Annotated in this window: 18 protein-coding genes and 1 pseudogene; 12 read left to right on the forward strand and 7 right to left on the reverse strand. The window is 74.2% G+C overall.

Translation table 11 applies throughout. The annotated features are described in order from the left end of the window. Positions 1-44 precede the first annotated feature (44 nt). Positions 45-428 carry a WhiB family transcriptional regulator gene (locus SLP03_RS28940; protein ID WP_319463821.1) on the reverse strand — a complete coding sequence of 128 codons (384 nt, stop codon included), beginning with the start codon at positions 426-428 and terminating at the stop codon, positions 45-47. 255 nt (positions 429-683) lie between these two features. On the opposite strand from SLP03_RS28940, the gene SLP03_RS28945 reads away from it, so the two are divergent. Then, a complete protein-coding gene (locus SLP03_RS28945; protein WP_319463822.1) occupies positions 684-1,493 on the forward strand; it encodes a helix-turn-helix transcriptional regulator in 810 nt (269 codons plus the stop codon). Positions 1,494-1,545: 52 nt separating this feature from the next. On the opposite strand, the gene SLP03_RS28950 is transcribed toward SLP03_RS28945, so the two are convergent. After that, positions 1,546-1,956 (reverse strand): DUF5319 domain-containing protein, encoded by a 411-nt coding sequence (locus tag SLP03_RS28950; RefSeq protein ID WP_319463823.1) that lies wholly within the window; start codon positions 1,954-1,956, stop codon positions 1,546-1,548. Between the two features lie 194 nt (positions 1,957-2,150). Between SLP03_RS28950 and guaB the strand changes: the two genes are divergently transcribed. From guaB to SLP03_RS28970, 4 genes are all read left to right on the forward strand, one after another. Continuing rightward, complete coding sequence (guaB, locus tag SLP03_RS28955) at positions 2,151-3,713, forward strand: IMP dehydrogenase (protein WP_319463824.1); 1,563 nt, start codon at positions 2,151-2,153, stop codon at positions 3,711-3,713. Positions 3,714-3,741: 28 nt separating this feature from the next. After that, positions 3,742-4,860, forward strand: a complete 1,119-nt coding sequence (locus SLP03_RS28960) for a GuaB3 family IMP dehydrogenase-related protein (RefSeq protein ID WP_319463825.1) — start codon at positions 3,742-3,744, stop codon at positions 4,858-4,860. A 73-nt stretch (positions 4,861-4,933) separates the two neighbouring features. Further along, complete coding sequence (locus SLP03_RS28965; RefSeq protein ID WP_319463826.1) at positions 4,934-6,325, forward strand: M1 family metallopeptidase; 1,392 nt, start codon at positions 4,934-4,936, stop codon at positions 6,323-6,325. 83 nt (positions 6,326-6,408) lie between these two features. Next, positions 6,409-7,872, forward strand: a complete 1,464-nt coding sequence (locus SLP03_RS28970) for a M1 family metallopeptidase (protein ID WP_319463827.1) — start codon at positions 6,409-6,411, stop codon at positions 7,870-7,872. 1 nt (position 7,873) lies between these two features. On the opposite strand, the gene SLP03_RS28975 is transcribed toward SLP03_RS28970, so the two are convergent. Continuing rightward, positions 7,874-8,995, reverse strand: coding sequence for an LCP family protein (locus tag SLP03_RS28975; RefSeq protein WP_319463828.1), 1,122 nt, complete (start codon positions 8,993-8,995; stop codon positions 7,874-7,876). 143 nt (positions 8,996-9,138) lie between these two features. On the opposite strand from SLP03_RS28975, the gene SLP03_RS28980 reads away from it, so the two are divergent. Further along, the gene (locus tag SLP03_RS28980) at positions 9,139-10,833 is read left to right on the forward strand and encodes a GMC family oxidoreductase (protein WP_319463829.1); all 1,695 of its coding nucleotides are present in this window, start codon (positions 9,139-9,141) and stop codon (positions 10,831-10,833) included. Between the two features lie 86 nt (positions 10,834-10,919). Next, positions 10,920-12,476 (forward strand): glutamine-hydrolyzing GMP synthase, encoded by a 1,557-nt coding sequence (guaA, locus tag SLP03_RS28985; protein ID WP_319463830.1) that lies wholly within the window; start codon positions 10,920-10,922, stop codon positions 12,474-12,476. A 7-nt stretch (positions 12,477-12,483) separates the two neighbouring features. Here guaA and SLP03_RS28990 read toward each other — a convergent pair whose 3' ends face one another. Beyond that, positions 12,484-12,822: a PspC domain-containing protein gene (locus tag SLP03_RS28990; protein ID WP_319463831.1), complete on the reverse strand. Its 339-nt coding sequence runs from the start codon at positions 12,820-12,822 to the stop codon at positions 12,484-12,486. A gap of 144 nt (positions 12,823-12,966) precedes the next feature. Between SLP03_RS28990 and SLP03_RS28995 the strand changes: the two genes are divergently transcribed. From SLP03_RS28995 to SLP03_RS29005, 3 genes are all read left to right on the forward strand, one after another. Then, positions 12,967-13,914: an NUDIX hydrolase gene (locus SLP03_RS28995; protein ID WP_319463832.1), complete on the forward strand. Its 948-nt coding sequence runs from the start codon at positions 12,967-12,969 to the stop codon at positions 13,912-13,914. A 132-nt stretch (positions 13,915-14,046) separates the two neighbouring features. Continuing rightward, complete coding sequence (locus tag SLP03_RS29000; protein WP_319463833.1) at positions 14,047-14,949, forward strand: NUDIX domain-containing protein; 903 nt, start codon at positions 14,047-14,049, stop codon at positions 14,947-14,949. Positions 14,950-15,296: 347 nt separating this feature from the next. Further along, positions 15,297-16,208 carry a CDP-alcohol phosphatidyltransferase family protein gene (locus SLP03_RS29005; protein WP_319463834.1) on the forward strand — a complete coding sequence of 304 codons (912 nt, stop codon included), beginning with the start codon at positions 15,297-15,299 and terminating at the stop codon, positions 16,206-16,208. Between the two features lie 57 nt (positions 16,209-16,265). Here the strand turns inward: SLP03_RS29005 and SLP03_RS29010 are convergent, their stop codons facing one another. The 3 genes and pseudogenes from SLP03_RS29010 to SLP03_RS29020 all read right to left on the reverse strand — a co-directional run bounded on the left by SLP03_RS29010 (position 16,266) and on the right by SLP03_RS29020 (position 20,129). Then, positions 16,266-17,513 (reverse strand): phosphatidylserine decarboxylase, encoded by a 1,248-nt coding sequence (locus SLP03_RS29010; RefSeq protein ID WP_319463835.1) that lies wholly within the window; start codon positions 17,511-17,513, stop codon positions 16,266-16,268. A 589-nt stretch (positions 17,514-18,102) separates the two neighbouring features. Continuing rightward, positions 18,103-18,396: pseudogene (locus SLP03_RS31780) on the reverse strand (hypothetical protein); the annotation flags it as partial. Continuing rightward, positions 18,393-20,129: a PspC domain-containing protein gene (locus SLP03_RS29020; RefSeq protein WP_319463836.1), complete on the reverse strand. Its 1,737-nt coding sequence runs from the start codon at positions 20,127-20,129 to the stop codon at positions 18,393-18,395. The gene SLP03_RS29020 and the pseudogene SLP03_RS31780, both read right to left, overlap by 4 nt. 191 nt (positions 20,130-20,320) lie before the next feature. On the opposite strand from SLP03_RS29020, the gene SLP03_RS29025 reads away from it, so the two are divergent. Continuing rightward, positions 20,321-21,559 carry a PspC domain-containing protein gene (locus tag SLP03_RS29025; protein ID WP_319463837.1) on the forward strand — a complete coding sequence of 413 codons (1,239 nt, stop codon included), beginning with the start codon at positions 20,321-20,323 and terminating at the stop codon, positions 21,557-21,559. A gap of 2 nt (positions 21,560-21,561) precedes the next feature. Then, positions 21,562-22,242: a response regulator transcription factor gene (locus tag SLP03_RS29030; RefSeq protein WP_319463838.1), complete on the forward strand. Its 681-nt coding sequence runs from the start codon at positions 21,562-21,564 to the stop codon at positions 22,240-22,242. Positions 22,243-22,669: the final 427 nt, after the last annotated feature.

Consider the following 22,669-nt stretch of genomic DNA (forward strand, 5'->3'; position numbering starts at 1 on the left):
CCCTTTGGTGGGGGCGGGGGGTCGCGTGGTGCCGGTCGGCCGGGTCAGGCGATCTTGCGCTGGTCCGGCACGGTCGACTTGTGCGGCCGGCCGAGGCGGGCCTCCAGCCGGGCGATGTCGACCCGGCTCTGCCGGCGGTCGGCCAGGTCCTCCCAGCCCAGGGCGAGCAGCCGGAGCCGCTCGGACTCGCTGAACCCGCCCCAGACGCCGTACGGCTCCCGAACCGCGAGGGCGTGCGCGGCGCACTCGGCCCGTACCGGGCAGGCCCGGCAGACGGCCTTGGCGCCGGACTCGCGGCGCAGCCGCGACGAGCCGCGCTCGCCGTCCGGGTGGAAGAACTGGGCGCTGTCGCGCCCCCGGCAGGCGCCGAGCCGCTGCCAGTCCCAGAGATCGACGATGGGTCCGGGCAGTCTACGTACGTTCGACATCAGCACCCCTCCTCCCGCGCGGCACCGCGGAGAATCCTTCGTGGCCAGTCAACCGGGCGGCGGCCCGCGCAGGCGCACCGTTTCCGGCCTGACGTCTCGGTACCCGGGCTTTCCCGCGCTCACACATCTGTGATCGAAAACCACGGACAACTAGCGGCATATGCCCCATCTGCCGGAAAAGTTCGGATGATTGCCCGGAACCTCCTCGCGGCGCCACCCGGCCATGGTCTGCTCTGAGTCGGAGAGGAGACCACTGTGCGTACCGTTCTCGTGTGCGTTCGGACACCGACCGCGGCCCAGCAGCTGACCTCCGCGGCGGCCCGACTCGGACTGTCCGCGATCGTCCGGACCGCCGTCTCCGATCCCGAGGTGATGTTGCGGCTCGCCGAGCGTCCGGTGGACGTCGTGCTCGCCGACACCGCGCTCACCCGGCCCGACAGCGCCGGCTTCGTGCGCCGGGTGCTCGCCCGGGCGCCCCAGGCCGCGGTGCTGCTGCTCGGCACCGAGGAGTCGGAGGCAGCCGCGGCCACCATCAGCGCCGGGGCGCGGGGGTTGATCCAGGGCGCCGACCACGATCTCACCAGTGCGGTGGCGAAGGCCCTCCTGCTGCTCGCCGCGCCCGGACGGCCGGCCCGGCACCGGGTCACCGACCCGGCCCGGGACGCCGCGGCCGTCGGCGGGCCGGTGCGGTCCGCGGCGCCGGCGCGGCCGACGCCGGGCTGGGCCACAGCTCCGGGGGAGGGGTCGGGTGGCGTGCCGACGATGGTGCCGGTGCAGCGCGGCGACGACGAGGCCGACGGCGAGCCGGAGCCCGCGCCGTCGAGCGGCCAGCAGCGCACCGGCGCCGGCGCGCGCAACGGTCGGACCCCCGTCGGGCTTACCGAACGGGAGCTCCAGGTGCTGCTCGGCATGGCCGAGGGGAAGAGCAACGCGGAGATCGGTCGGGAGCTGTTCGTCTCCGAGGACACCGTCAAGACCCACGCCCGGCGGCTGTTCCGCAAACTCGGCGCCCGGGACCGGGCGCACGCCGTGGCCGCCGGCTTCCGCGCCGGACTGGTCGCCTGATCCGCCCCGACCCCCGGCGGGGGTGCCGGCCGTCCGGGCCGGGCCCCGCGGGTCAGGCGTCGGAGGAGTCGTCCTCCTCGGTGCCCTCGGTCAGCGTGTCGTGCACCCCGTCGGCGTAGCCGCGGGCGTAGTCCCAGGTGACGTAGTGGTCCGGGTCCGGGTCGTAGGCCGGCTCGTGCACCCGGGGCCGACCGGAGCTCAGCAGGTGGCGGAGGTTGCCCCGGAGCAGGTCCCAGTCGAAGTAGTGCGGCTCGCGGCAGTCCTCGCACTCGATGACCAGCCCACGCACCCCGATCGGCGCCAGCAGGGCCTGGTAGATCTCCAGATCGGCGAGATCCTCCAGGACGTCCTGACGCTCGACCTCGGTCAGCGGGTCCAGCGGGTCCTCCTCGCGCGGATCCTGCAGGCCGGCGGTCGGATCGGCCGGGTCGCCGTTGAACGGGTCGATGGGCTCGTCGTGCACCCCCTCACCGTAGTCCCAACCGGCGGCGGAAGTCCGCCCCCGGCGCTCACGATGGCGCCGCTCATCCGCCCCGCCACTGCCGGGGCCGGCCCAGCTCAGTGGGTACGATGAGGCGACGCGCCGTTACCCCGGCGTGCGTCGGTCCCCGCGCGCGGCCTCGCTGAAGCCCGTCCGACCAGCTCAGGAGAGCAATCGTGGAAAATTCGCCCAGCACCGATCTTCCGGCCGGCGCCGACAGCGGCGAACTGGGCGGTCACCTGCCGGAGCTGCCCGCCGGCTCGGCGCGGGTGGTGCCGCTCGGGCTGACCTTCGACGACGTGCTGCTCCAGCCCGGCGAGTCGGACGTCGTGCCCAGCCGGGTCAACACCCGCACCCGGCTCACCCGCAACGTCGAGCTGACCGTGCCGCTGCTCTCCAGCGCGATGGACACCGTCACCGAGGCGCGGATGGCGATCGCCATGGCCCGGCAGGGTGGCATCGGCGTGCTGCACCGCAACCTCTCCCTGGAGGACCAGGCGCTCCAGGTCGACCTGGTGAAGCGCTCCGAGTCCGGCATGATCACCAACCCGGTCACCGCCAGCCCGGACGACACCCTCCGCGACGTCGACGAGCTCTGCGGGCGGTACCGCATCTCCGGCGTGCCGGTGGTCGACGCCGACGGCGGGCTGGTGGGCATCGTCACCAACCGCGACATGCGCTTCGTCTCCGACCCGGCCACCCCGGTTCACGAGATCATGACCCGGACCCCGCTGGTCACCGCCCGGGTCGGGGTGAGCAAGGACGACGCGCTCGACCTGCTGCGCCGGCACAAGGTGGAGAAGCTGCCGATCGTCGACGAGTCCGGCCGGCTGCGCGGCCTGATCACCGTCAAGGACTTCACCAAGAGCGAGCAGTACCCGAACGCCACCAAGGACTCGGCGGGCCGGCTCCGGGTCGCCGCCGCGGTCGGTGTCGGCGAGGACGCGTACAAGCGGGCCCGCACCCTGGTCGACGCGGGCGTCGACGTGCTCGTCGTGGACACCGCGCACGGGCACCAGCGGGCCGTGCTGGACATGGTCCGCCAGCTCAAGAAGGACGTCGCCATCGACATCGTCGGCGGCAACGTGGCCACGTACGCCGGCGCGAAGGCGCTGGTCGACGCGGGCGCCGACGGCATCAAGGTGGGGGTCGGCCCGGGCGCGATCTGCACCACCCGGATCGTCGCCGGCGTGGGCGTGCCGCAGATCACCGCGATCATGGAAGCGGCGCGGGCCGCCCGGCCGGCCGGCGTGCCGGTGATCGGCGACGGCGGCATCCAGTACTCGGGCGACATCGCCAAGGCCCTGGTGGCCGGCGCCGACACGGTGATGCTCGGCAGCCTGCTGGCCGGCTGCGAGGAGAGCCCCGGCGAGCTGATCTTCATCAACGGCAAGCAGTACAAGGCGTACCGGGGGATGGGCTCGCTCGGCGCGATGCAGTCCCGCGGCCAGGCCAAGTCCTACTCCAAGGACCGCTACTTCCAGCAGGACGTGCTCGCCGAGGACAAGCTGGTCCCCGAGGGCGTCGAGGGCCAGGTGCCCTACCGGGGCCCGCTCTCCGCGGTCGCCCACCAGCTCATCGGCGGACTGCGGGCCGCGATGGGCTACGTCGGCGCGGAGAGCATCCCCGAGCTGCACCGGCGTGGCCAGCTCATCCGGATCACCGCGGCCGGGCTCAAGGAGAGCCACCCGCACGACATCCAGATGACGGTCGAGGCACCGAACTACCACTCCCGCTGACCATCATCCCCAAACACCTGGAGTCCCCATGCGTGACGTGGTCGAGATCGGGCTGGGCAAGACCGCGCAGCGCGGCTACCACCTGGACGACATCGCCATCGTGCCGAGCCGCCGCACCCGGGACGTCGAGGACGTCTCCACCGCGTGGCAGCTCGACGCGTACCAGTTCGGGATCCCCTGCGTCGGGCACCCCTCCGACGCGACGATGAGCCCCTCGTCCGCCGTCCTGCTCGGCCAGCTCGGCGGGCTCGGCGTGCTCAACGTCGAGGGCCTCTGGACCCGGTACGAGAATCCGGCCAAGGTGCTGGAGGAACTGGCCGGCCTCGACGAGGAAGCCCGCGCCACCAAGCGGCTCCAGGAGGTGTACGCCGAGCCGATCCGCCCGGACCTGATCGCCGAGCGGGTCCGCGAGCTGCGGGCCGGCGGTGGCACCGTGGCCGTCCGGGTCTCCCCGCAGCACACCCTGGCGCTCGCCCCGGTGATCCTCGACGCCGGCGTGGACATCCTGGTCATCCAGGGCACCATCGTCTCCGCCGAGCACGTCTCCACCACCGACGAGCCGCTGAACCTCAAGGAGTTCATCGCCGACCTCGACCTGCCGGTCATCGTCGGCGGCTGCACCGACTACAAGACGGCGCTGCACCTGATGCGCACCGGCGCGGCCGGGGTGATCGTCGGCATCGGCGGCGACGACTGGTCGACCACCGAGTCGGTGCTCGGCATCCGGGTGCCGATGGCCACCGCGATCGCCGACGCCGCCGCGGCCCGCCGCGACTACCTGGACGAGACCGGCGGCCGGTACGTGCACCTGATCGCCGACGGCGACATCCAGACCTCCGGCGACATCGCCAAGGCGCTCGGCTGCGGCGCGGACGCGGTGATGCTCGGCGAGGCGCTCTCGCTCTGCGAGGAGGCCCCGGCCGGTGGCGCCTGGTGGCACTCGGCTGCCAGCCACCCGTCGCTGCCGCGCGGCGCGTTCGAGGTGGCCGGTGAACCGCTCGGCTCGATGGAGCAGCTCCTCTTCGGCCCCGCCGACGAGCCGGACGGCCAGCTCAACCTCTTCGGCGGCCTGCGCCGCGCGATGGCCAAGTGCGGCTACCGCGACCTCAAGGAGTTCCAGAAGGTCGGCCTGGTCCTCGACCGCTGAGGCGACGCGGCGACCGACGGCGCGGGTGCGGATTCCGGTCCCACCCGCGCCGTCGCACGTCTAGGCTCGGCGGGTGACGGGCGGGCGGCGGTGCGCGGCGGCACTGGTGCTGACGCTGCTGCTCGGCGGGTGCACCGGCACCGACGGGGGGCGGTTCCGGGCCGGGGCCACCGACGCCGGGGACCCGTACGTGCCGGGGGCCGGCAACGGCGGCTACGACGTCGGCCACTACCGGCTCAAGGTCCGCTACGACCCGGCCAGCGACCGGCTCACCGGCGAGGCGACGGTCACCGCCACCGCGACGGCCGGCCTGTCCCGGTTCAACCTCGACCTCGCCGGCCTCACCGTCGACCGGGTACGCGTCGACGGCGCCCCCGCGCGACACCGGCGCGACGGCAACGAGCTCGTCGTCACCCCCGCCCACGGCCTGCCGTCCGGGAAGTCCTTCACCACCGAGGTGGCGTACGCCGGGGTGCCCCAGCCGCTGCCCATCGGCGAGCTGGGCAGCGGCGGCTTCCAGGCCACCGGCGACGGCGCGATCGCGCTCGGCCAGCCGGAGTCGGCGAGCACCTGGTTCCCGGTCGACGACCACCCCTCCGACAAGGCCACCTACGACGTCGAGGTGACCGTCCCGGACGGGCTCGCCGCGCTGAGCAACGGGGTGCTGCGGTCCCGGGCGAGCCGGGACGGCTGGACCACCTGGAGCTGGTCGGAGGGCTCGCCGATGGCCAGCTACCTGACCACCCTGGTGATCGGGAACTACCGGGTGTCGACCGGTACCCACGCCGGGAAGCCGATGGTCACCGCGGTGGCCGCCGGCCTGCCGGCGGACGGACCGGCCGCCGCCTCGCTCGCCCGCACCGGCGAGATCGTCGACTTCCTGGCCGGCCGCTTCGGCCCGTACCCGTTCGACGCGTACGGCGGCATCGTGGTCGCCGACGACCGCATCCGGTACGCCCTGGAGACCCAGTCCCGGCCGGTCTACGGGCCGGGCTTCTTCCGCGCCGGCCGGCCGAACACCGAGGTGGTCGCGCACGAGCTGGCCCACCAGTGGTTCGGCGACAGCGTCTCGGTGGCCCGGTGGAGCGACATCTGGCTGAACGAGGGCTTCGCCACGTACGCCGAATGGCTCTGGGACGAGCACGACGGCGGCCGCGCCGTGGCGCGGGCCTTCGCCACCCGGTACGCGGCCACCGACTGGACCCGGCCGTCGGTCGACCCGGGCCGACCGGCGATGTTCGGCGACGCCGTCTACCAGCGCGGGGCACTGGCCGTGCACGCGCTGCGCCGCGCGGTCGGCGACGACACCTTCTTCCGCATCCTGCGCGGCTGGACGACCGAGCGTCGGGACGGCACCGCCACCACCGCCGACTTCGTCGCGTACGCCGAACGGGTCGCCGGCCGGCCGCTGCGTGCGCTCCTCGACGCCTGGCTGGTCGGCGGCGCCGCGCCGGCCCTGCCCTGACGCGGCCCTGAGCGCTGGGTAGGCTGCCGCCGCGGGGCGGCCGGGCCGGGCCGCCGGTGGTCGTTCCCGGGAGGGTCGAGACGATGACGCTGACGCGGCGGGGCGTGCGACGGGGCCTCGGGTTGCTGGTGGTGGGGGCGCTGTCGCTCGCCGGCTGCGACTCGGCCGCCCAGGAGCGGACGGTGCCGGGCGCGGCGCAGGCTTCGCGGACGGCCTCCCGGGCGTTCGCGCCTGGCGCGGCCGGTGCCGGCGACCCCTACTTCCCGAGCTACGGCAACGGCGGCTACGACGTCGCCCACTACACCGTGCTGGTCCGCTACGACCCGGCGAAGGACCGGCTGACCGGCACCACCACCGTGCGGGCCACCGCCACCGCAGACCTCTCCGCGTTCCACCTGGACCTGGCCGGGCTGACCGTGCGCTCGGTGACGGTGGACGGCGTCAAGGCCACCCACGCCCGTGCCGACAACGAGCTGATCGTCACCCCGGCCACCGGCCTCACCTCCGGGAACGGTTTCGTCGCGGAGATCCGGTACGACGGCGAGCCGGCCGCGTTGCGGAACGACGTGCTCGGCGGGGGCGGCTGGCTGCACACCTCGGACGGTGCGATCGCGCTCGGCCAGCCGGAGTCGGCGAGCACCTGGTTCCCGGTCAACGACCACCCGTCGGACAAGGCCACCTACGACTTCGAGATCACCGTGCCGAAGGGACTGACCGCGGTCAGCAACGGCGTGCCGAAGGGGCGGAGCACCCAGGGCGGCTGGACCACGTGGACGTGGTCCGAGGGCGAGCCGATGGCCAGCTACCTCAGCACGGTGGTGATCGGGAGGTTCCGGGTCACCACCGGGGAGCACAAGGGACGGCCGGTGTTCAGCGCGGTCACCACGAAGGTCGCGAAGGGGGCACCGGACCGGTCGATCGGCCGGACCGTGGAGGTGGCGGACTACCTGGAGAGCCTCTTCGGGCCGTACCCGTTCGACGCGTACGGCGGGGTGGTGATCGCGGACGACCGGATCCGGTACGCGCTGGAGACGCAGACCCGGCCGGTCTACTCGGCGGGGTTCTTCCGGCAGGGCGACAACTCCGGGGTGGTCGCGCACGAGCTGGCCCACCAGTGGTTCGGCAACAGCGTGGCGTTGGAGCGGTGGCAGGACATCTGGCTCAACGAGGGGCTGGCCACGTACGCCGAGTGGCTCTGGGCCGAGCACACCGGCGAGTCGACCGTGCAGCGCACCTTCGACCTGAGGTACGCGACGGCGTCCGGGCAGGTCTGGCGTACCCCGCCGGGGAAGCCGGGGGTGGCGAACCTGTTCGGCGAGTCGGTCTACCAGCGGGGCGGGATGACCGTGCACGCGCTGCGGGTGGCGGTCGGCGACGCCGCCTTCTTCACCATCCTGCGTACCTGGGCGGAGGAGAGGAAGAACGGCAACGCCACCACCGCCGACTTCCGGGCGCTCGCCGAGCGCGTCTCCCACCGGAAGCTGGACAAGCTCTTCACCGCCTGGCTCTACGGCACCGAACGCCCCGCCGAGCCGAAGCCCCTCTGAGTCAGGTTCGCACCCGCAGGGTGGGGTGGGTCTTGAGGAAGGTGTCAGCGCGGCCGGCGCGGAGTTCGGTGAGGAACTGCCGGCCCACCGGGCGGAGCTGCTCGCCCCGGTAGGCGCCTCCCTTGCCGACCGCGTCGCCGGGGAGGCCGACCAGGACCAGGCCGTCGGCGGGCATCCCGCCGAGGGCGTACGCGAAGTCGACCAGCCGCCGTCCGCCGCCGGTGTACACCATGGTTTTGCCGAGGGTGCGGACCACCTCCTCGACGCGGTCCGGGTCCCGGGCCAGCCCCTGGCCGAGGATCTTGCGGATCAGTGCCCGGATCAGCTGCTGCTGGTGGCGCTGCCGGGCGTAGTCGCCTCCGGCGATGTAGCGCTGTCGGGCGTAGTCCCGCGCCTGCCAGCCGTTGAGGTGCTGGTTGCCCTTCTGGTAGACCATCTGCGGCCCGGTGTACCCGCCGGCGGTGTGTGGCCGGTACTGCCCGTCCGGGCGCCGGTGGATCGAGGCGACCTGCTGGTCGACGTAGAGGTCCACCCCGCTGAGGGCGTCGACCAGCCGGTCGAAGCCGAAGAAGGTGAGCACCGCGCCCGCGTCGATGGGCAGCCCGGTGTACCGGCTGACGGTGGTGCGCAGCAGCTCGTACCCCTGGGCGGTGCTCGGGTGGGCCTTGTCGCCCGGGACCCGGCTGCCGTAGCTCATCGCGTGGGTGAGCTTGGTCCGGCCGCCGGGGTAGCCGGCCTTCGGGTAGGCCGGGATGTCCACCACCAGGTCGCGGGGGAGGGAGAAGAGGTATGCCTGCTTCAGCCCGGCCTCCACGTGCATGACCAGCACCGCGTCGGCGTGCGGCTCCCAGCCGGGCACGGTGACGCGGGTGTCCACCCCGACGATGAGGAAGTTCAGCGGGCCGGTCAGGTCGGCGCCGGGCGGTGGGGTGGGGCTCGCCGTGGCCGGGGCGCTCGCCGACGGCGTGGGCGTGGCCGAACCGGTCACCGGGCCGGGCGCGGGCGCGGATCGGGAGACCAGGCGGGTGGTCACCACCGCGCCCGCGGCGACCAGGAGCACCGCCAGCACGACGGCCACCCCCGGCAGCCGGCGGCGTCGCGGTCCTGCGCTGTCCTGCGTCATCGTGTGTCCTTCCCCCGTGCTGAACGACGCTCGGGCGGGGCCCCAGGGTTGCCGCCGGCGGGCCCGGGTCGCGGTCGAGCGTTCTGCATGATCCCGAAAATCTGCCGCTGGCGCGATGGCTACCCGTCGGTAATGATGCGTCCATGCGGTACGACGTGGTCGTCATCGGGTCCGGCTTCGGTGGCAGCGTCACCGCGCTCCGGCTGGCTGAGAAGGGCTACACGGTCGGCGTGCTGGAGGCCGGGCGGCGCTTCGCCGACGACGAGTTCCCGCAGACCTCCTGGCGGGCCCGGCGCTTCCTCTGGGCCCCGAGGCTCGGCTGTTACGGCCTCCAGCGGATCACCCTGCTCCGCTCGGCCGACCGGCGGGCCGGCGGGGGAGTCATGGTGCTCTCCGGGGCCGGGGTGGGCGGCGGCTCGCTGGTCTACGCCAACACCCTCTACGAGCCCCTAGACGCGTTCTACGCCGACCCGCAGTGGCGGCACATCACCGACTGGCGCGACGAGCTGGCCCGCCACTACGACCAGGCCAAGCGGATGCTCGGGGCGACCACGTACCCGGTGCACACCGGCGCGGACCGGGCGATGCGGGCGGTGGCCGAGCGGATGGGGGTCGGGCACACCTTCCACGCCACCCCGGTCGGGGTGCACATCGGCCGGCCCGGCGAGCGGGTGCCGGACCCGTACTTCGGCGGGGCCGGGCCGGAGCGGACCGGCTGCACGCACTGCGGCTCGTGCATGACCGGCTGCCGGCACGGCGCCAAGAACACCCTGGTCAAGAACTACCTCTGGCTGGCCGAGCGGCTCGGCGTCCAGGTCCACCCGCTGACGACCGTCACCGCGGTCCGCCCCGCCGGCGGGGGCTACGAGGTGCACACCGAGCGCACCGGCGCGTGGCTGCGCAAGCGGCGCCAGGTGATCCACGCCGACCAGGTGGTCTTCGCCGCCGGTGCGCTGGGCACCCAGCGGCTGCTGCACGAGATGAAGGCGACCGGCGCGCTGCCGGGGCTGTCGCCCCGCCTCGGCGAGCTGACCCGGACCAACTCGGAGGCCATCCTCGGCGCCTCGGTGCCCCGCCAGCGGGCCCGCGAGCGGCGGCTGGACTTCACCGAGGGGGTGGCGATCACCAGTTCGTTCCACCCCGATCCGCAGACCCACATCGAACCGGTCCGCTACGGCCGGGGCTCGAACGCGATGGGACTGCTCCAGTCGCTGCTGGTCGACGGCGGGCCGCACCGGGTCCGGCGCTGGCTGGGCAGCATCGTCCGGCAGCCCGGCCTGGCCGCCCGGATGCTGTCGGTCCGGGGCTGGTCGGAGCGGACGGTGATCGCCCTGGTGATGCAGTCGGCGGACAACTCGCTGACCACCCGATGGCGGCGCGGGCCGCTCGGCCGCCGGCTGGTTTCCGGCCCGGGGCACGGCGCGCCGAACCCGACCTGGATCCCGGCCGGCAACAACGCGGTCCGGCTGCTCGCCGAGGAGATCGACGGTACGCCCGGCGGCGCGCTGACCGAGCCGTTCAACATCCCGATGACCGCGCACATCCTCGGTGGGGCGGTGATCGGCGCCACCCCGGCCGACGGGGTGATCGACCCGTACCACCGGGTGTACGGGCACCCGGGGCTGCACGTGGTGGACGGTGCGGCGGTCTCGGCGAACCTCGGGGTGAACCCGTCGCTGACCATCACCGCCCAGGCGGAACGGGCGATGTCGTGCTGGCCCAACCAGGGCGAGGAGGATCCGCGGCCGCCGCTGGGTGCCGCGTACGTGCGGGTGGCGCCGGTGCCTCCGCGCCGCCCGGCGGTCCCGGCGCACGCCCCCGCCGCCCTGCGCGGGTGACTCGCGCGACATCCGGGCGGGACGCGCCACGCGGAGTGGCCGGCCCGCGCCCGGCGCGGGGGTGACGGTCGGTAGGCTTTCTGCACATGAGCACGCCTCGCCCCGTCCTCGTGGTGGACTTCGGAGCCCAGTACGCCCAGCTCATCGCGCGCCGGGTGCGTGAGGCCAAGGTCTATTCGGAGATCGTCCCGCACTCCATGCCGGTTGCCGAGATGCTGGCGAAGAACCCGGCCGCGATCATCCTGTCCGGCGGCCCGGCCAGCGTCTACGCGCCGGACGCCCCGCAGATCGACGCCGGCATGTTCACCGCCGACGTCCCGGTCTTCGGCATCTGCTACGGCTTCCAGGCGATGGCCCAGGCGCTCGGCGGCACCGTCGCGCGCACCGGCAACCGCGAGTACGGCGGCACCCCGCTGCGCCCCCGCCTCCTCGATCCCGGCGTGCTGCTCCGCGATCTCCCGGCGGACCTGCCGGTCTGGATGAGCCACGGCGACTGCGTCACCGAGGCGCCCGAGGGCTTCACGGTAACCGCCGAGTCGGCGGGCGCGCCGGTGGCCGCGTTCGAGGACCTGGCCGGGCGCCGGGCCGGCGTGCAGTTCCACCCGGAGGTCGGGCACACCGCGCACGGCCAGGAGATGCTCACCCGCTTCCTGTACGACATCGCCGGCGTCGAGCCGATCTGGACTCCCGAGAACATCATCGACGAGCAGGTGGCCCGGATCCGGGAGCAGGTGGGCGACAAGGAGGTCATCTGCGGCCTGAGCGGCGGGGTGGACTCGGCGGTCGCCGCCGCGCTGGTGCACAAGGCCGTCGGCGACCAGCTCACCTGCGTCTTCGTCGACCATGGCCTGCTCCGGGCCGGGGAGGCCGAGCAGGTGGAGAAGGACTACGTGGCCGCCACCGGCATCAAGCTCAAGGTGGTCGACGCGCAGGGCCGCTTCCTCGGTGCGCTCGCCGGCGTGATCGACCCGGAGCAGAAGCGCAAGATCATCGGCCGGGAGTTCATCCGGGTCTTCGAGGCCGCCGCCCGGGAGATCGCCTCGCACGGCGACGTCGAGTTCCTGGTGCAGGGCACCCTCTACCCGGACGTGGTCGAGTCCGGAGGCGGCACCGGCACCGCCAACATCAAGAGTCACCACAACGTTGGCGGCCTCCCGGAGGACCTGAAGTTCGCCCTGGTCGAGCCGCTGCGCACGCTCTTCAAGGACGAGGTCCGGACGCTCGGCCTCCAGCTGGGGCTGCCCGAGGCGATGGTCTGGCGGCACCCGTTCCCGGGCCCCGGCCTGGCCATCCGGATCATCGGCGCGGTCGACAAGGAGCGGCTGGACCTGCTCCGCAAGGCCGACCTGATTGCCCGGGAGGAGCTGAGCGCCGCCGGCCTGGACCGGGGCGTCTGGCAGTTCCCGGTGGTGCTCCTGGCCGACGTCCGCAGCGTCGGCGTGCAGGGTGACGAGCGCAGCTACGGGCATCCCGTGGTGCTGCGCCCGGTCTCCAGCGAGGACGCGATGACCGCCGACTGGTCCCGGCTGCCCTACGAGGTGGTCGCCCGGATCTCCACCCGGATCACTAACGAGGTGGCCGAGGTGAACCGGGTGGTCCTGGATGTCACCAGCAAGCCGCCGGGCACCATCGAGTGGGAGTGACCCCGGCTCACCCGGCGGTCGGCGGCTGAGGCTGCGGCCGGGGCGTCGGCTCCGGCGTGGGCGCGGCCTGCGGCGCCGTGGGCCAGCCGCGCGGCGCGGTGCCCGCCGGGTGCGGCCAGGCGGGCGCGCCGGTCGGCTCCTCCGGCATCAGGAACCACATGATCGGGTACGCCAGCGCGGCGAAGCCGCCGGTGAGCAGGGTGGCGACGGCGAAGACCACCCGGATGAGGGTGGGGTCGACGGCCAGGTAGCGGCCGAGGCCGCTGGCGACGCCGGCCACCATCCGGTCGGTGGTCGGTCGGCGGAGTTGTTTGTACGGGGCCTGAGGGGTGCTCGGGGAGGTCATGCCCCCACGGTGCCGCGCCGACGAGCGGGCGACCTCGGTGACCGCCCGGACTCCTACCCTGATCGATCCCTGAGGCGCCAGCGATGAGTCAGGAATCCGACTCTTTTCGATGGAGGTAACCCGGCGAGGGGAGAATTTGCTCCCGTGACCACCTCGCTGGAGCCGCTCCGCAGGATCGCGGCATACGCAGTTTGTGCTGATCAAGACGGCCGAGTGTTGCTGGTCCGCGCGTCGGAGCGCTCCGGCACCCCCGGCGCCTGGTCGCTGCCGGGAGGGGCGGTCGACCACGGTGAGGACCCCAAGCACACCGTCGTCCGCGAGACCGCGGCGGAGACCGGGCTCTCGGTCGCCGTCTCCGGGCTGGCGGACGTGCTCGCCGACATGCGGGCCCTGCCCGAGCGAGGCATCACCCTGCACACCGACCGCCTGCTCTACACGGTCTCGGTGCGGGGCGGGACGCTGACCGAACGGGTGGATCGCCCGACCGACCTGGCCCGCTGGCTCACTCTGGACGAGGCCCGGGAGCTGCCGCTGCGGTCGTTCACCGCGCGCGCCCTGGGGCTTCCCGCCTCCTCGGCCGACGTGGTGCCCGAGGAGGTCCCCGAGTTCCCCTCCTTCTACGCGGTGCCCGGCCCGGACGGGCTGCACCGGGCGCAGCGCTTCGCCGCGTACGCCGTGGTCACCGACCCGGAGGAGCGGGTGCTGCTCACCCGGGTCTCCGACGGGTACCCGGGCGCCGGTTGCTGGCACCTGCCCGGCGGCGGCACCGACTACGGCGAGCAGCCGGGCGCGGCGCTGATCCGGGAGCTGGTCGAGGAGACCGGGCAGACCGGTCGCCTGGTCGAGCTGCTCGGCGTGGCCAGCCACCGGGACGCCGCCTCGCTCGGTCCCGAGGGCTACCCGATCGACTGGCACGGGGTGCGCGCCTTCTACCGGGTGGTCGTCGACCAGCCCGCCCCGCCGACCGTGGCCGACGTCGGCGGCTCCACCTGTGAGGCCCGCTGGTTCCGCCTCGAGGAGCTGAACGCCCTCCCCACCGACCGCCTCACCGAGGTGACCGCCGAAGCCGTGCACGCCGCCCAGCTCCGCTGACCCCACCCCACCCCGCCGCCCCCTTCCGGGCCGACTCGGTGATCATGAAGTTGTTGCCACGACGCGCCACGACGGCGGGCAATAGATTCATGATCGACGGGACGGCCGGTCGGGAGTGGGGAGCGGGAGCTGATGGAGGAGCGGCGGCGGATCGGGGCGTACGGGGTGTGCCGCGACCGTGAGGGGCGGGTACTGCTCGTGCGAGGGTCGGCCCGGGCGGACTTTCCCGGGGCGTGGCAGCTGCCGGGGGGCGGGCTCGACCACGCCGAGCATCCCGAGGCGGCGGCGGTGCGCGAGTTCGCCGAGGAGACCGGGCTGGCCGTCGAGGTGACCGGACTCCGGGCCGCCGTGGCGGACGTGACCCGGTACCCGGACCGCGGGGTCGCCCTGCACACCGACCGGATCATCTTCGACGTCACGCCCACCGGAGGGACGCTCCGGGACGAGGCGGACGAGACCACCGACCTGGCGCGCTGGTGGACCCCCGCCGAGACGGCCGGGCTGCCGCTGCTGCCGTTCACCGCCGAGCTGCTCGGCCTGCCGGTCACCCCGCTGCCGGCGCGGACCGCCCGGGAGCCGTTCGGGCCGACGTCCACCGACCGGCGGCAGCGCTTCGCCGCGTACGGGCTGGTCACCGACCCGGCCGGGCGGGTGCTGCTGACGATGATCGCCGACGGGTACCCGGGGGCCGGGAAGTGGCATCTGCCCGGTGGCGGCACCGACCACGGCGAGCAGCCCGCCGCCGGCCTGCTCCGCGAGCTGGTCGAGGAGGCCGGCCAGCTCGGCCGGGTGGTCGACCTGCTGGCCGTGGACAACCTGCACAACCCCGCCGCGCTCGGCCCGGAGGGGCGGCCGCTGGACTGGCACGGGGTCCGGGTGATCTACCGGGTGCTGGTGGACGCACCGACCGAGGCGGTGGTGACCGAGCTCGCGGGCGGGTCCACGGCGCGCGCCGCCTGGTTCGCTCAGGAGCAGGTCAGCGCGTTGCGGATGACCGACGTGACGGTCCTGGCAACCGGACGTCCGGGGCGGTAGCACCCGCTCGGCGAGCCGCCCCGGGTCTCCTCCGGTACAGTCAGGAGTCGGGGTTGGTGCAAGAAATGGGCGATGCTGCCCGAGATAGGAATAAGAGAGCGGTTCGCGCGGTTTAAGGAAGATATAAGTACCGCCGGCAGCTATCGCCAAGCCCGTTGCCCTTGTGCAATGGTGTACTCCGCAAAACGGGCTGCCGGGCCAGCAAGGTCCGGCACGAGACAGCCGGACAGCCGCCCTGGTGGGCGGTCAGCCGATCCGGTGATGGAGGAAACGTGCCGAGAGCCCCATGGCGCCGGCGTCGTACGACCGACAGTCCGCGCCCCGCAGGGCGTCGCTGGGCGGGCCGGTTGCGCCGCAGCAGCACGTTCGCGCGTCAGGTGCTGCTGGTCCGGGTGGGTCGCCGGGACGGTGCCGTCCCCGGCAACGACCTGGTTGTTCCCGACCACCGCTACGCCGACCGGCAGCGCCGCCGCTACGGCCGCTTCGACCGCAACGAGGTCGAGGCGATCATGCCGGTCAGCCCGGCCCTCGCCCCCACGTCGCCGGTCGACGACGGGCCGGCGATGTCGATCCCGCTCCTGCCAGGCGAGCGCACCGCCGCCCGGCGGATGAAGTTCGCCCTGGTCAACGCCTGCACCCTGAGCAGCCTGATGCTCGGCATGCTGGCCATCTTCCTGGCCATGCAGGGCGAGGTCCGGGTCGCCGCGCTCTGCCTGATCGCGTGCGTCGTGTTCGACGGCCTCGACGGCGCGCTCGCCCGCAAGCTCGGCGTGGCCAGCCCGTTCGGCGCCCAGATGGACTCGCTGGCCGACATGTGCTCGTTCGGCCTCGCCGCTCCGGTGGTGGTCTACGCCTCGCTGGCCGGGTCGGCGCCGGCGGCCGCCGCGGCGGTGGCCTGCGCCCTCGTCGCGGCCTGCGCCGCGATCCGGCTCGCCCGGTTCAACGTCTCGCCGAAGGACGGCCGGTTCTTCTGCGGCGTACCGACCACGATGGCGGCGGCCGTGCTGGCCCTGACCGTGGCCATCGGGCTGCCCGTCTCCGGGCTGGTGCTGGTCGCCGGGGTGGCCCTGCTCGCCTTCGCGATGGTCTCCAGCTTCCCGTACGCGAAGCTCGCCCGGCTGTTGAGGCTGCCGCCGTGGCTCTGGCTGGCGCCGGTGGTCGGTGCCCTGGTCGACATCCGGCTCACCTTCGCCCTGGTGGTGGTGGGTTACCTGGTCAGCGGTCCGCTGCTCTGGCTGCACCAGCGCCGCACCGCCTGATCCGAACCACCGAAAAGGGGCGCCGCACTCGCGGCGCCCCTTTTCGCGTGTTTGCGATCAGACCCAGCGGGCGATCACGGTCGAGCCGCCGACCACCTTGTCACCGGGGCCGACCAGCGGCTCGGCGGCGTCCGCCGGCAGGTAGACGTCGGTCCGCGAGCCGAACCGGATCAGCCCGAAGCGCTCGCCCCTGGCCAGCAGGGAGCCGATCGGCGCCCGCTGCTCGATCCGCCGGGCGATCAGGCCGGTACGCTGCGCGACCACCACCGTGCCGTGCTCGGTCTCCAGCACCGTGTACGCCGCCACGTTGTGCTCGGCGTCCGGCTTCATCGCGTTGACGAAGCCGCCGTCGGCGACGAAGTAGTCGACCACCTTCCCGGCGACCGGGGCGCGGTTGACGTGCACGTCCAGCACGGAGAGGAAGACCGCGATCCGCAGCCACTCGCCGTCGCCGAAGCGCTCGTCGTGCAGCCGCTGCACCGAGAGGACCTGACCGTCCGCGGCGGCGACCACGGCCGACGGGTCCTCCGGCACGTCCCGCTCCGGGTCCCGGAAGAAGGCGGCCACCGGTGCGGCGGCCAGCGCCGGCAGCAGCCAGAGCTTCGACTTGGGCCGGGCCACCCGGGCCAGCGCGGCCAGTCCGAGGCTGATCCCGGCCGCGGCGACGCCGTTCGAGTCGATGTGCATGCTCCGGGTCAGCGGCACGCTGGACGGCCGGTACGCCGGGGCCAGCCGGGCGGCCACCGCGACGCTGGCCGGCGTGAAGCGCAGGTGGTGCACCCGGACCGGCGGGGAGTTGCGCAACACGAGGTCGGTGCGGACGCCGTGCAGCACGCCCTGCCGATCCAGCTCGGCGCCAGCGCCCTCGGTCCGGAAGAGCGGCGCGGTCACGCTCAGCACCGCGCCCTCGGTGAGGTACTTCGACAGCCCGTCGACGGCCGCCCGGGCCTCGTCGGCGGTGCCGGTGAACGGCTCGGCGGCGATGACCACCTCGGCGGCGTCCGCCTCGGCGAGGGTGTCGGCCACGCGCACCCGGTCGGCGACCCACCGGCCCTGGGCCGATACGTGCTCGCGGAGCGCGGCGGCGGTCGACCCCTCCGCCGGCACGACGGTGAGCCGGTCGCCGGGGAGCAGCGCCTCGATCGCCGCGGCCAGCACCGCGGACTCCGGCGCCGCGCCGACCAGCAGCGCGGCCTTCGGGTCGTTGAGCCGGGCGAGCTCGGTGACGAGGGTACGGGCGGCGCGCTCGCCGATGCGGACCGGACCGGACGCGCCGGGGGTGCGCACGGCGGGGGACTGGGTCATGTCGGACGGGCTCCTGACGGGGTAGCGACGGAAAGCGGCGGAACCGCCTCGGTGCGCTGGTCGGCTGGGCCGGGGGGACGAGGCTCGGCGACCGGGACCGCCGGCCCCGGGCGGAACCCGGCGACGTGGCGGCCCGGCCGCGGCGTAGGCCCCACGGCGTGGGCCGGCCGGCGGAGGCGGGATCTCCACCAGCCAGCATATGCGCCGCCGGAGGAGGTCCGCACCGCCGTGCTCAGCCCGGTGACCGCTGCTCGCCGCCCGGCCCTGGTGTCGGGCCCTCCTCGGCGGGCCGCTGCTCGCGGGAGGCCGGCGCGTCGCCGACGTCGGGTCGCCCGGGGCCCGTCGGTGCGACGTCCACGGCGGGCTCCTCGTGGGTCGTCGATCCGAGGTCGAGGGTGGGCTGCTCCCGGGTCGTCCGTGCCACCTCGACGGTGGCCGTATCCTCCCGGGTCGCCGCCGCGTACGGCCCGGGGGTCTGCGGTCCGGGGTCCGCCGGCGGCGCGGACGACGACCAGCGCGGGTCCTCCGACGCTCCGCTGACCGGCCGGTCCTCCACCGCGTCGACCGCGTCGTCGCCGATCGCGTCGGTGCGCCACTCGTCGGCCTCCGGCGCCGGCGGGGTCCACTCGGAGCCGCCCTCGTAGGGGGCCGACACGCTGACCCCGGTGTCCGTCGCGGCGGCCGCGTCCCGGTCGGCGTGCCGGCCGGAGCGCAGGGCGCCGACCAGACCCAGCACCCCGATCAGGAGGAGCGCACCGGCCAGGAACCATCCCACCGGCGGGAGCGTGAGCCCGAGGATCCGGGCCAGCAGCCACCAGACGGAGAGGGCCAGGAAGACCAGCCCGAACGCGAACGAGACGAGGTCGGTGCGGTGTGCCTTCACCGGGTCACCTCCAGGTTGCCGGCGTTGATGTGGATCAGTAGCCGCAGCGTGCCGCCGCCGGGACCGTCCGGGCCGACGTCGGTGCTCTCCCGGAGGTTGCCGTCCAGCCCGCCGGAGTGTCGGCCGAAGATCGTGGCGTCACCGGCGTTCACGTCGGCCACCGTGGTGACGTCGACGTTCGGGGGCAGCACCACGGTCGCCTCGCCGAAGTTGATCGCCACCACGATCTGCGTCTCCTTCTTGTCGAAGTCCACCCCGCGCAGGTCGAGCACGGCGTCGCCGAAGTTGTTCTCGTACCGGGTCGCCAGGTCGCGGTAGTCCGTCGGGGCCCAGGTCACGTTGCCGTCGATGCCGCGTACCCGGTCGTAGGACTCGGCGACGGTGGCGACGCCGAGCGCCGCCGCGGTGACCAGGCCGAGCGCGATCAACCAGCGCGCCCGGCCGAACCACGTGCCGACCAGCAGCCCGAGCCCGATCGTGGCCAGCGTCCCGGCGAAGTACCCGGCGGCGCCCACCGGGAACACGTCCAGCAGGTCGAGCACGGCGACCACGCCCAGCGCTAGGAAGATCAGCGAGAACGTCACCGCGCCGAGCGGAGACCGTTCCTTCGGCCGCTTGGGCGGTTTGGGCGCCCGGGCCGGCGGCTGCGGCGGCACCGGCGGGTACGGCCCGGCGTACGGGCCGCGGGGAGCGAACGGCGCCCGGTACCCGGTCGGCGGCACGGGGGCCGCCTCCCCAAGCGGCGCGCCGACCGTCGGTGCGGCGGGCCAGACCGGTGCCCCTGTGGTGGGCCGGATGGCCGGCTCGCCGCCCGGCGTCACCCCGGACCACGTCGACCGGTCGGCCTGCCCCGCCCCGGGCCACTCCGGCAGCGCCTCGGTCCGCTCCGCCCCCGACCACGTGGGCGGCTCGGCGGCCGGAGCCGGCCCGCCGGGCTGCGGCCGGACGGCCTCCCACGACCCCGCCGGCGCCGGGCCGGCAGCCGGAGCCGACCAGGTCGGCAGGCCCGACGTCGGGGCGGCGGAGGGCGGGGCGTACATCCCCGGGGCCGGCCAGCTGACCGGCGGCACGGGCCCGGGAGGCGTCGCGGGTGGGCCGGAGGCGGCCCCCGGCCCCACCGGCCCCCGGCGGTCCCGGTTGAGCAGCAGCGCGCCGCCGATCAGGATGGCCGCGCCGAGCAGGACCGCCCGGAATGCGTCGGTGACGATGTAGCCGAAGCTGACCGCGACCAGGATGCTGAGCACGATGACGGTGACCGGGGACATGCTGGACCGGCCCCGGCCGAGCATCGACTCCACCGGGGAGGCGGTGTCCCCCTCGCCCGGGATGATCAGCCAGGCGGCCACGTAGATCAGGATGCCGATGCCGCCGAAGAAGCCCAGCACGGCGAGCAGCACGCGCCACAGCACCGGATCGGTGTTGGTGGCCCGGCCGATCGCCGCGCAGACGCCGGCCAGGTAGCGGCCCTCGCGGGGGCGGACCAGCCCGTACCGGGAGGTGAAGCCGGCACCGCCGGGCGGCGGGGCGTACCCGGGTGGCGGGTCGCCGAGCGGCCCGGCGCCGGCGGCCGACGCGCCCGGCGGCGGGGCGGCGGCCGACCACGACGGGTCGCCGCCGGCGTTCCCGGCCGGCGGGGCGCCCGGGTCCGAGCCGGCGTGGGTGGTGCTGGGTGGCGGTGGCCAGTCCGGCGGTGCCGCCCCGGGCAGGGGCGGACGGGCAGCGTCCTCGGTCATGCTCCGATCCTGCTGCCCCGGCCGCCTGACCGTCCTCCGGACCCGACCCTGACGCCACCCTGAGATCCGCGCGGGCCGAATGTCGGGGGCGTCCCCGTGGTCCGGGGCGGCCCGCCCGTGTGACGATCGACGCGGCGCCGGACCGGCCCGCACCTCGTCCCACGAGCAGGGAGCTTCCGATCAGCAGCACCGTGACCCCATCCCCGCCGCGGCTCTACCGGGCTCCCGAGCACCGGTTGGCCGCGGGGGTGGCCGCCGGCATCGCGGACCATCTCGGCATCTCCGTGGTCCGGGTCCGGGTGGCCTTCATGGTGCTGCTCGGGCTGAGCGGCCTGGGCCTGCTGCTCTACGCGGCCTTCTGGGCGGTGGTCCCGCTGCGCCCCGGCGACGCCGTGCCGCCCCGCCGGGACCTCGCCCAGCTCCTGCCCTTCGTCGCGATCGGGCTGGGTGTGCTCCTGACCCAGGTGATGGTCTTCGATTCGGTCGGCGCGGCCGGCACCGCCGGCTGGCTGGTGGCGATCATCGCGGTGGGCGCCGGGGTGATCTGGCACCAGTCCGCCCCGGAGCGCCGCCGGCAGTGGGGCGAATCGATGCCGGTGCCGTGGCTCGGCGCGGTGGTGGAGGAGAGCGACCGGCGAGCCTTCGTGCTCCGCTTCATCGGCGGCGGCGTGCTGGTCGCGGTCGGCATCATCGGCGTGGCGGCGGTCTACTCGCCGGCGCAGAACTTCGACGCCGTGATCAACGGCGTGATCTTCGCGCTGGTCGGGCTGGCCGGGGTCGGCGTGGTGGCCGCGCCCGTGCTCTGGCGGACCTGGAACCAGCTCCGCTCGGAGCGGGAGGGGCGCATCCGCGAGCAGGAGCGCGCCGAACTGGCCGCGATGGTGCACGACCAGGTGCTGCACACCCTGGCCCTGATTCAGCGCAACGCCAGCGACGTCAAGACGGTGCAGCGGCTGGCCCGGGGCCAGGAGCGGTCGCTGCGGAACTGGCTCTACAAGCCCACCGGCTCGCCGACCGAGCGCTTCGCCGGGGCGCTGGAGCAGGCCGCCGCCGAGGTGGAGGACACCTTCGCCATCACGGTGGAGGCGGTGGTGGTCGGCGACCGGGAGACCGACGAGCGGGTCGGCGCGCTGGTCGCCGCGGCCCGGGAGGCGCTGGTGAACGCCGCCCGGCACGCCGGGGTCGAGACGGTCTCGCTCTACGCCGAGGTGGAGCCGGACCAGGTCAGCGTCTTCGTGCGGGACCGGGGCAAGGGCTTCGACCCGGATACCGTGGAGGATCACCGGCACGGCGTCCGAGGGTCGATCATCGGACGGATGAAGCGGCACGGTGGCCGGGCGGAGATCCGGTCCCGGCCGGGGGAGGGGACCGAGGTCCGGCTGATCCTGCCGATCACCGGCGCCGGCTCCGCGACGGAAAGGGACAGATGACCATGGCCGAGCACGGACCGGTCGAGGGGGCGCAGCCCCGGGACGGGCGGCTGCGGGTGTTCCTCGTCGACGACCACGCGATGTTCCGGGCGGGCGTACGCGCCGAGCTCGGCGGCCACGTGGAGGTGGTGGGCGAGGCGAGCACGGTGACCGAGGCGGTCAACCGGATCGCCGCCACCCAGCCCGACGTGGTGCTGCTCGACGTGCACATGCCGGACGGCGGCGGCCGGGCGGTGCTGGACGCGATGCGGCGGACCCATCCACAGGTGAAGTTCCTGGCGCTGAGCGTGTCGGACGCGGCCGAGGACGTCATCGGGCTGATCCGGGCCGGCGCCCGGGGGTACGTCACGAAGACCATCTCGCCGGACGAGCTGACCGACGCGATCCGGCGGGTGGCCGACGGCGACGCGGTGTTCAGCCCGCGCCTGGCCGGGTTCGTGCTGGACGCGTTCGCGGCCCGGTCGGACGTGCCGGTGACCGATCCGGAGCTGGACCAGCTCACCAACCGGGAGCGCGAGGTGCTCCGGCTGCTCGCCCGGGGGTACGCGTACAAGGAGATCGCCAAGGAGCTGTTCATCTCGATCAAGACGGTCGAGACGCACGTGTCGAACGTGCTCCGCAAGCTCCAGATGTCCAACCGGTACGAGCTGTCCCGGTGGGCGGCGGACCGCCGTCTGGTGTGATCAGTTCCGCTGCCCCCGCAGATGGGGCCGCCACGACCAACGGCGGCCCGTTCTGGCTGACCCGGGACGGCGCGGGTGAGGCGACCGTGACCGTTTCCGCCCAGGCGTCTCGCCGTCGGGTCCGGCGGCTGGCCCGGCGCCGTCGACCTCGCCGGCGAGCAGCGGCGGTGGGCTGCCGCTGACCGGCTCGCCGATCGCCGCCGCGGTGACTGTTGGCGTGGTGCTGCTGCTGCCGGCGGGCGCGGTCACCGTGCTGATCATGCGTTGGCGCAAGGTCCGCTTCACCGTCTGACCGGGAGCCCGTCCGGGCGGGCCGGTGGCCGACTCCGGTCACTCGGTGCGGAGCACGGTGAACGCCTCGGCCAGCCGGCCGGCGGGCAGGCCGGCGTTGTCGGCCACCGTGGTGAGCCGGTCGCGTACCCAGGTC

It is taken from the genome of Micromonospora sp. RTP1Z1, assembly GCF_033804685.1.
Lineage (GTDB): Bacteria > Actinomycetota > Actinomycetes > Mycobacteriales > Micromonosporaceae > Micromonospora.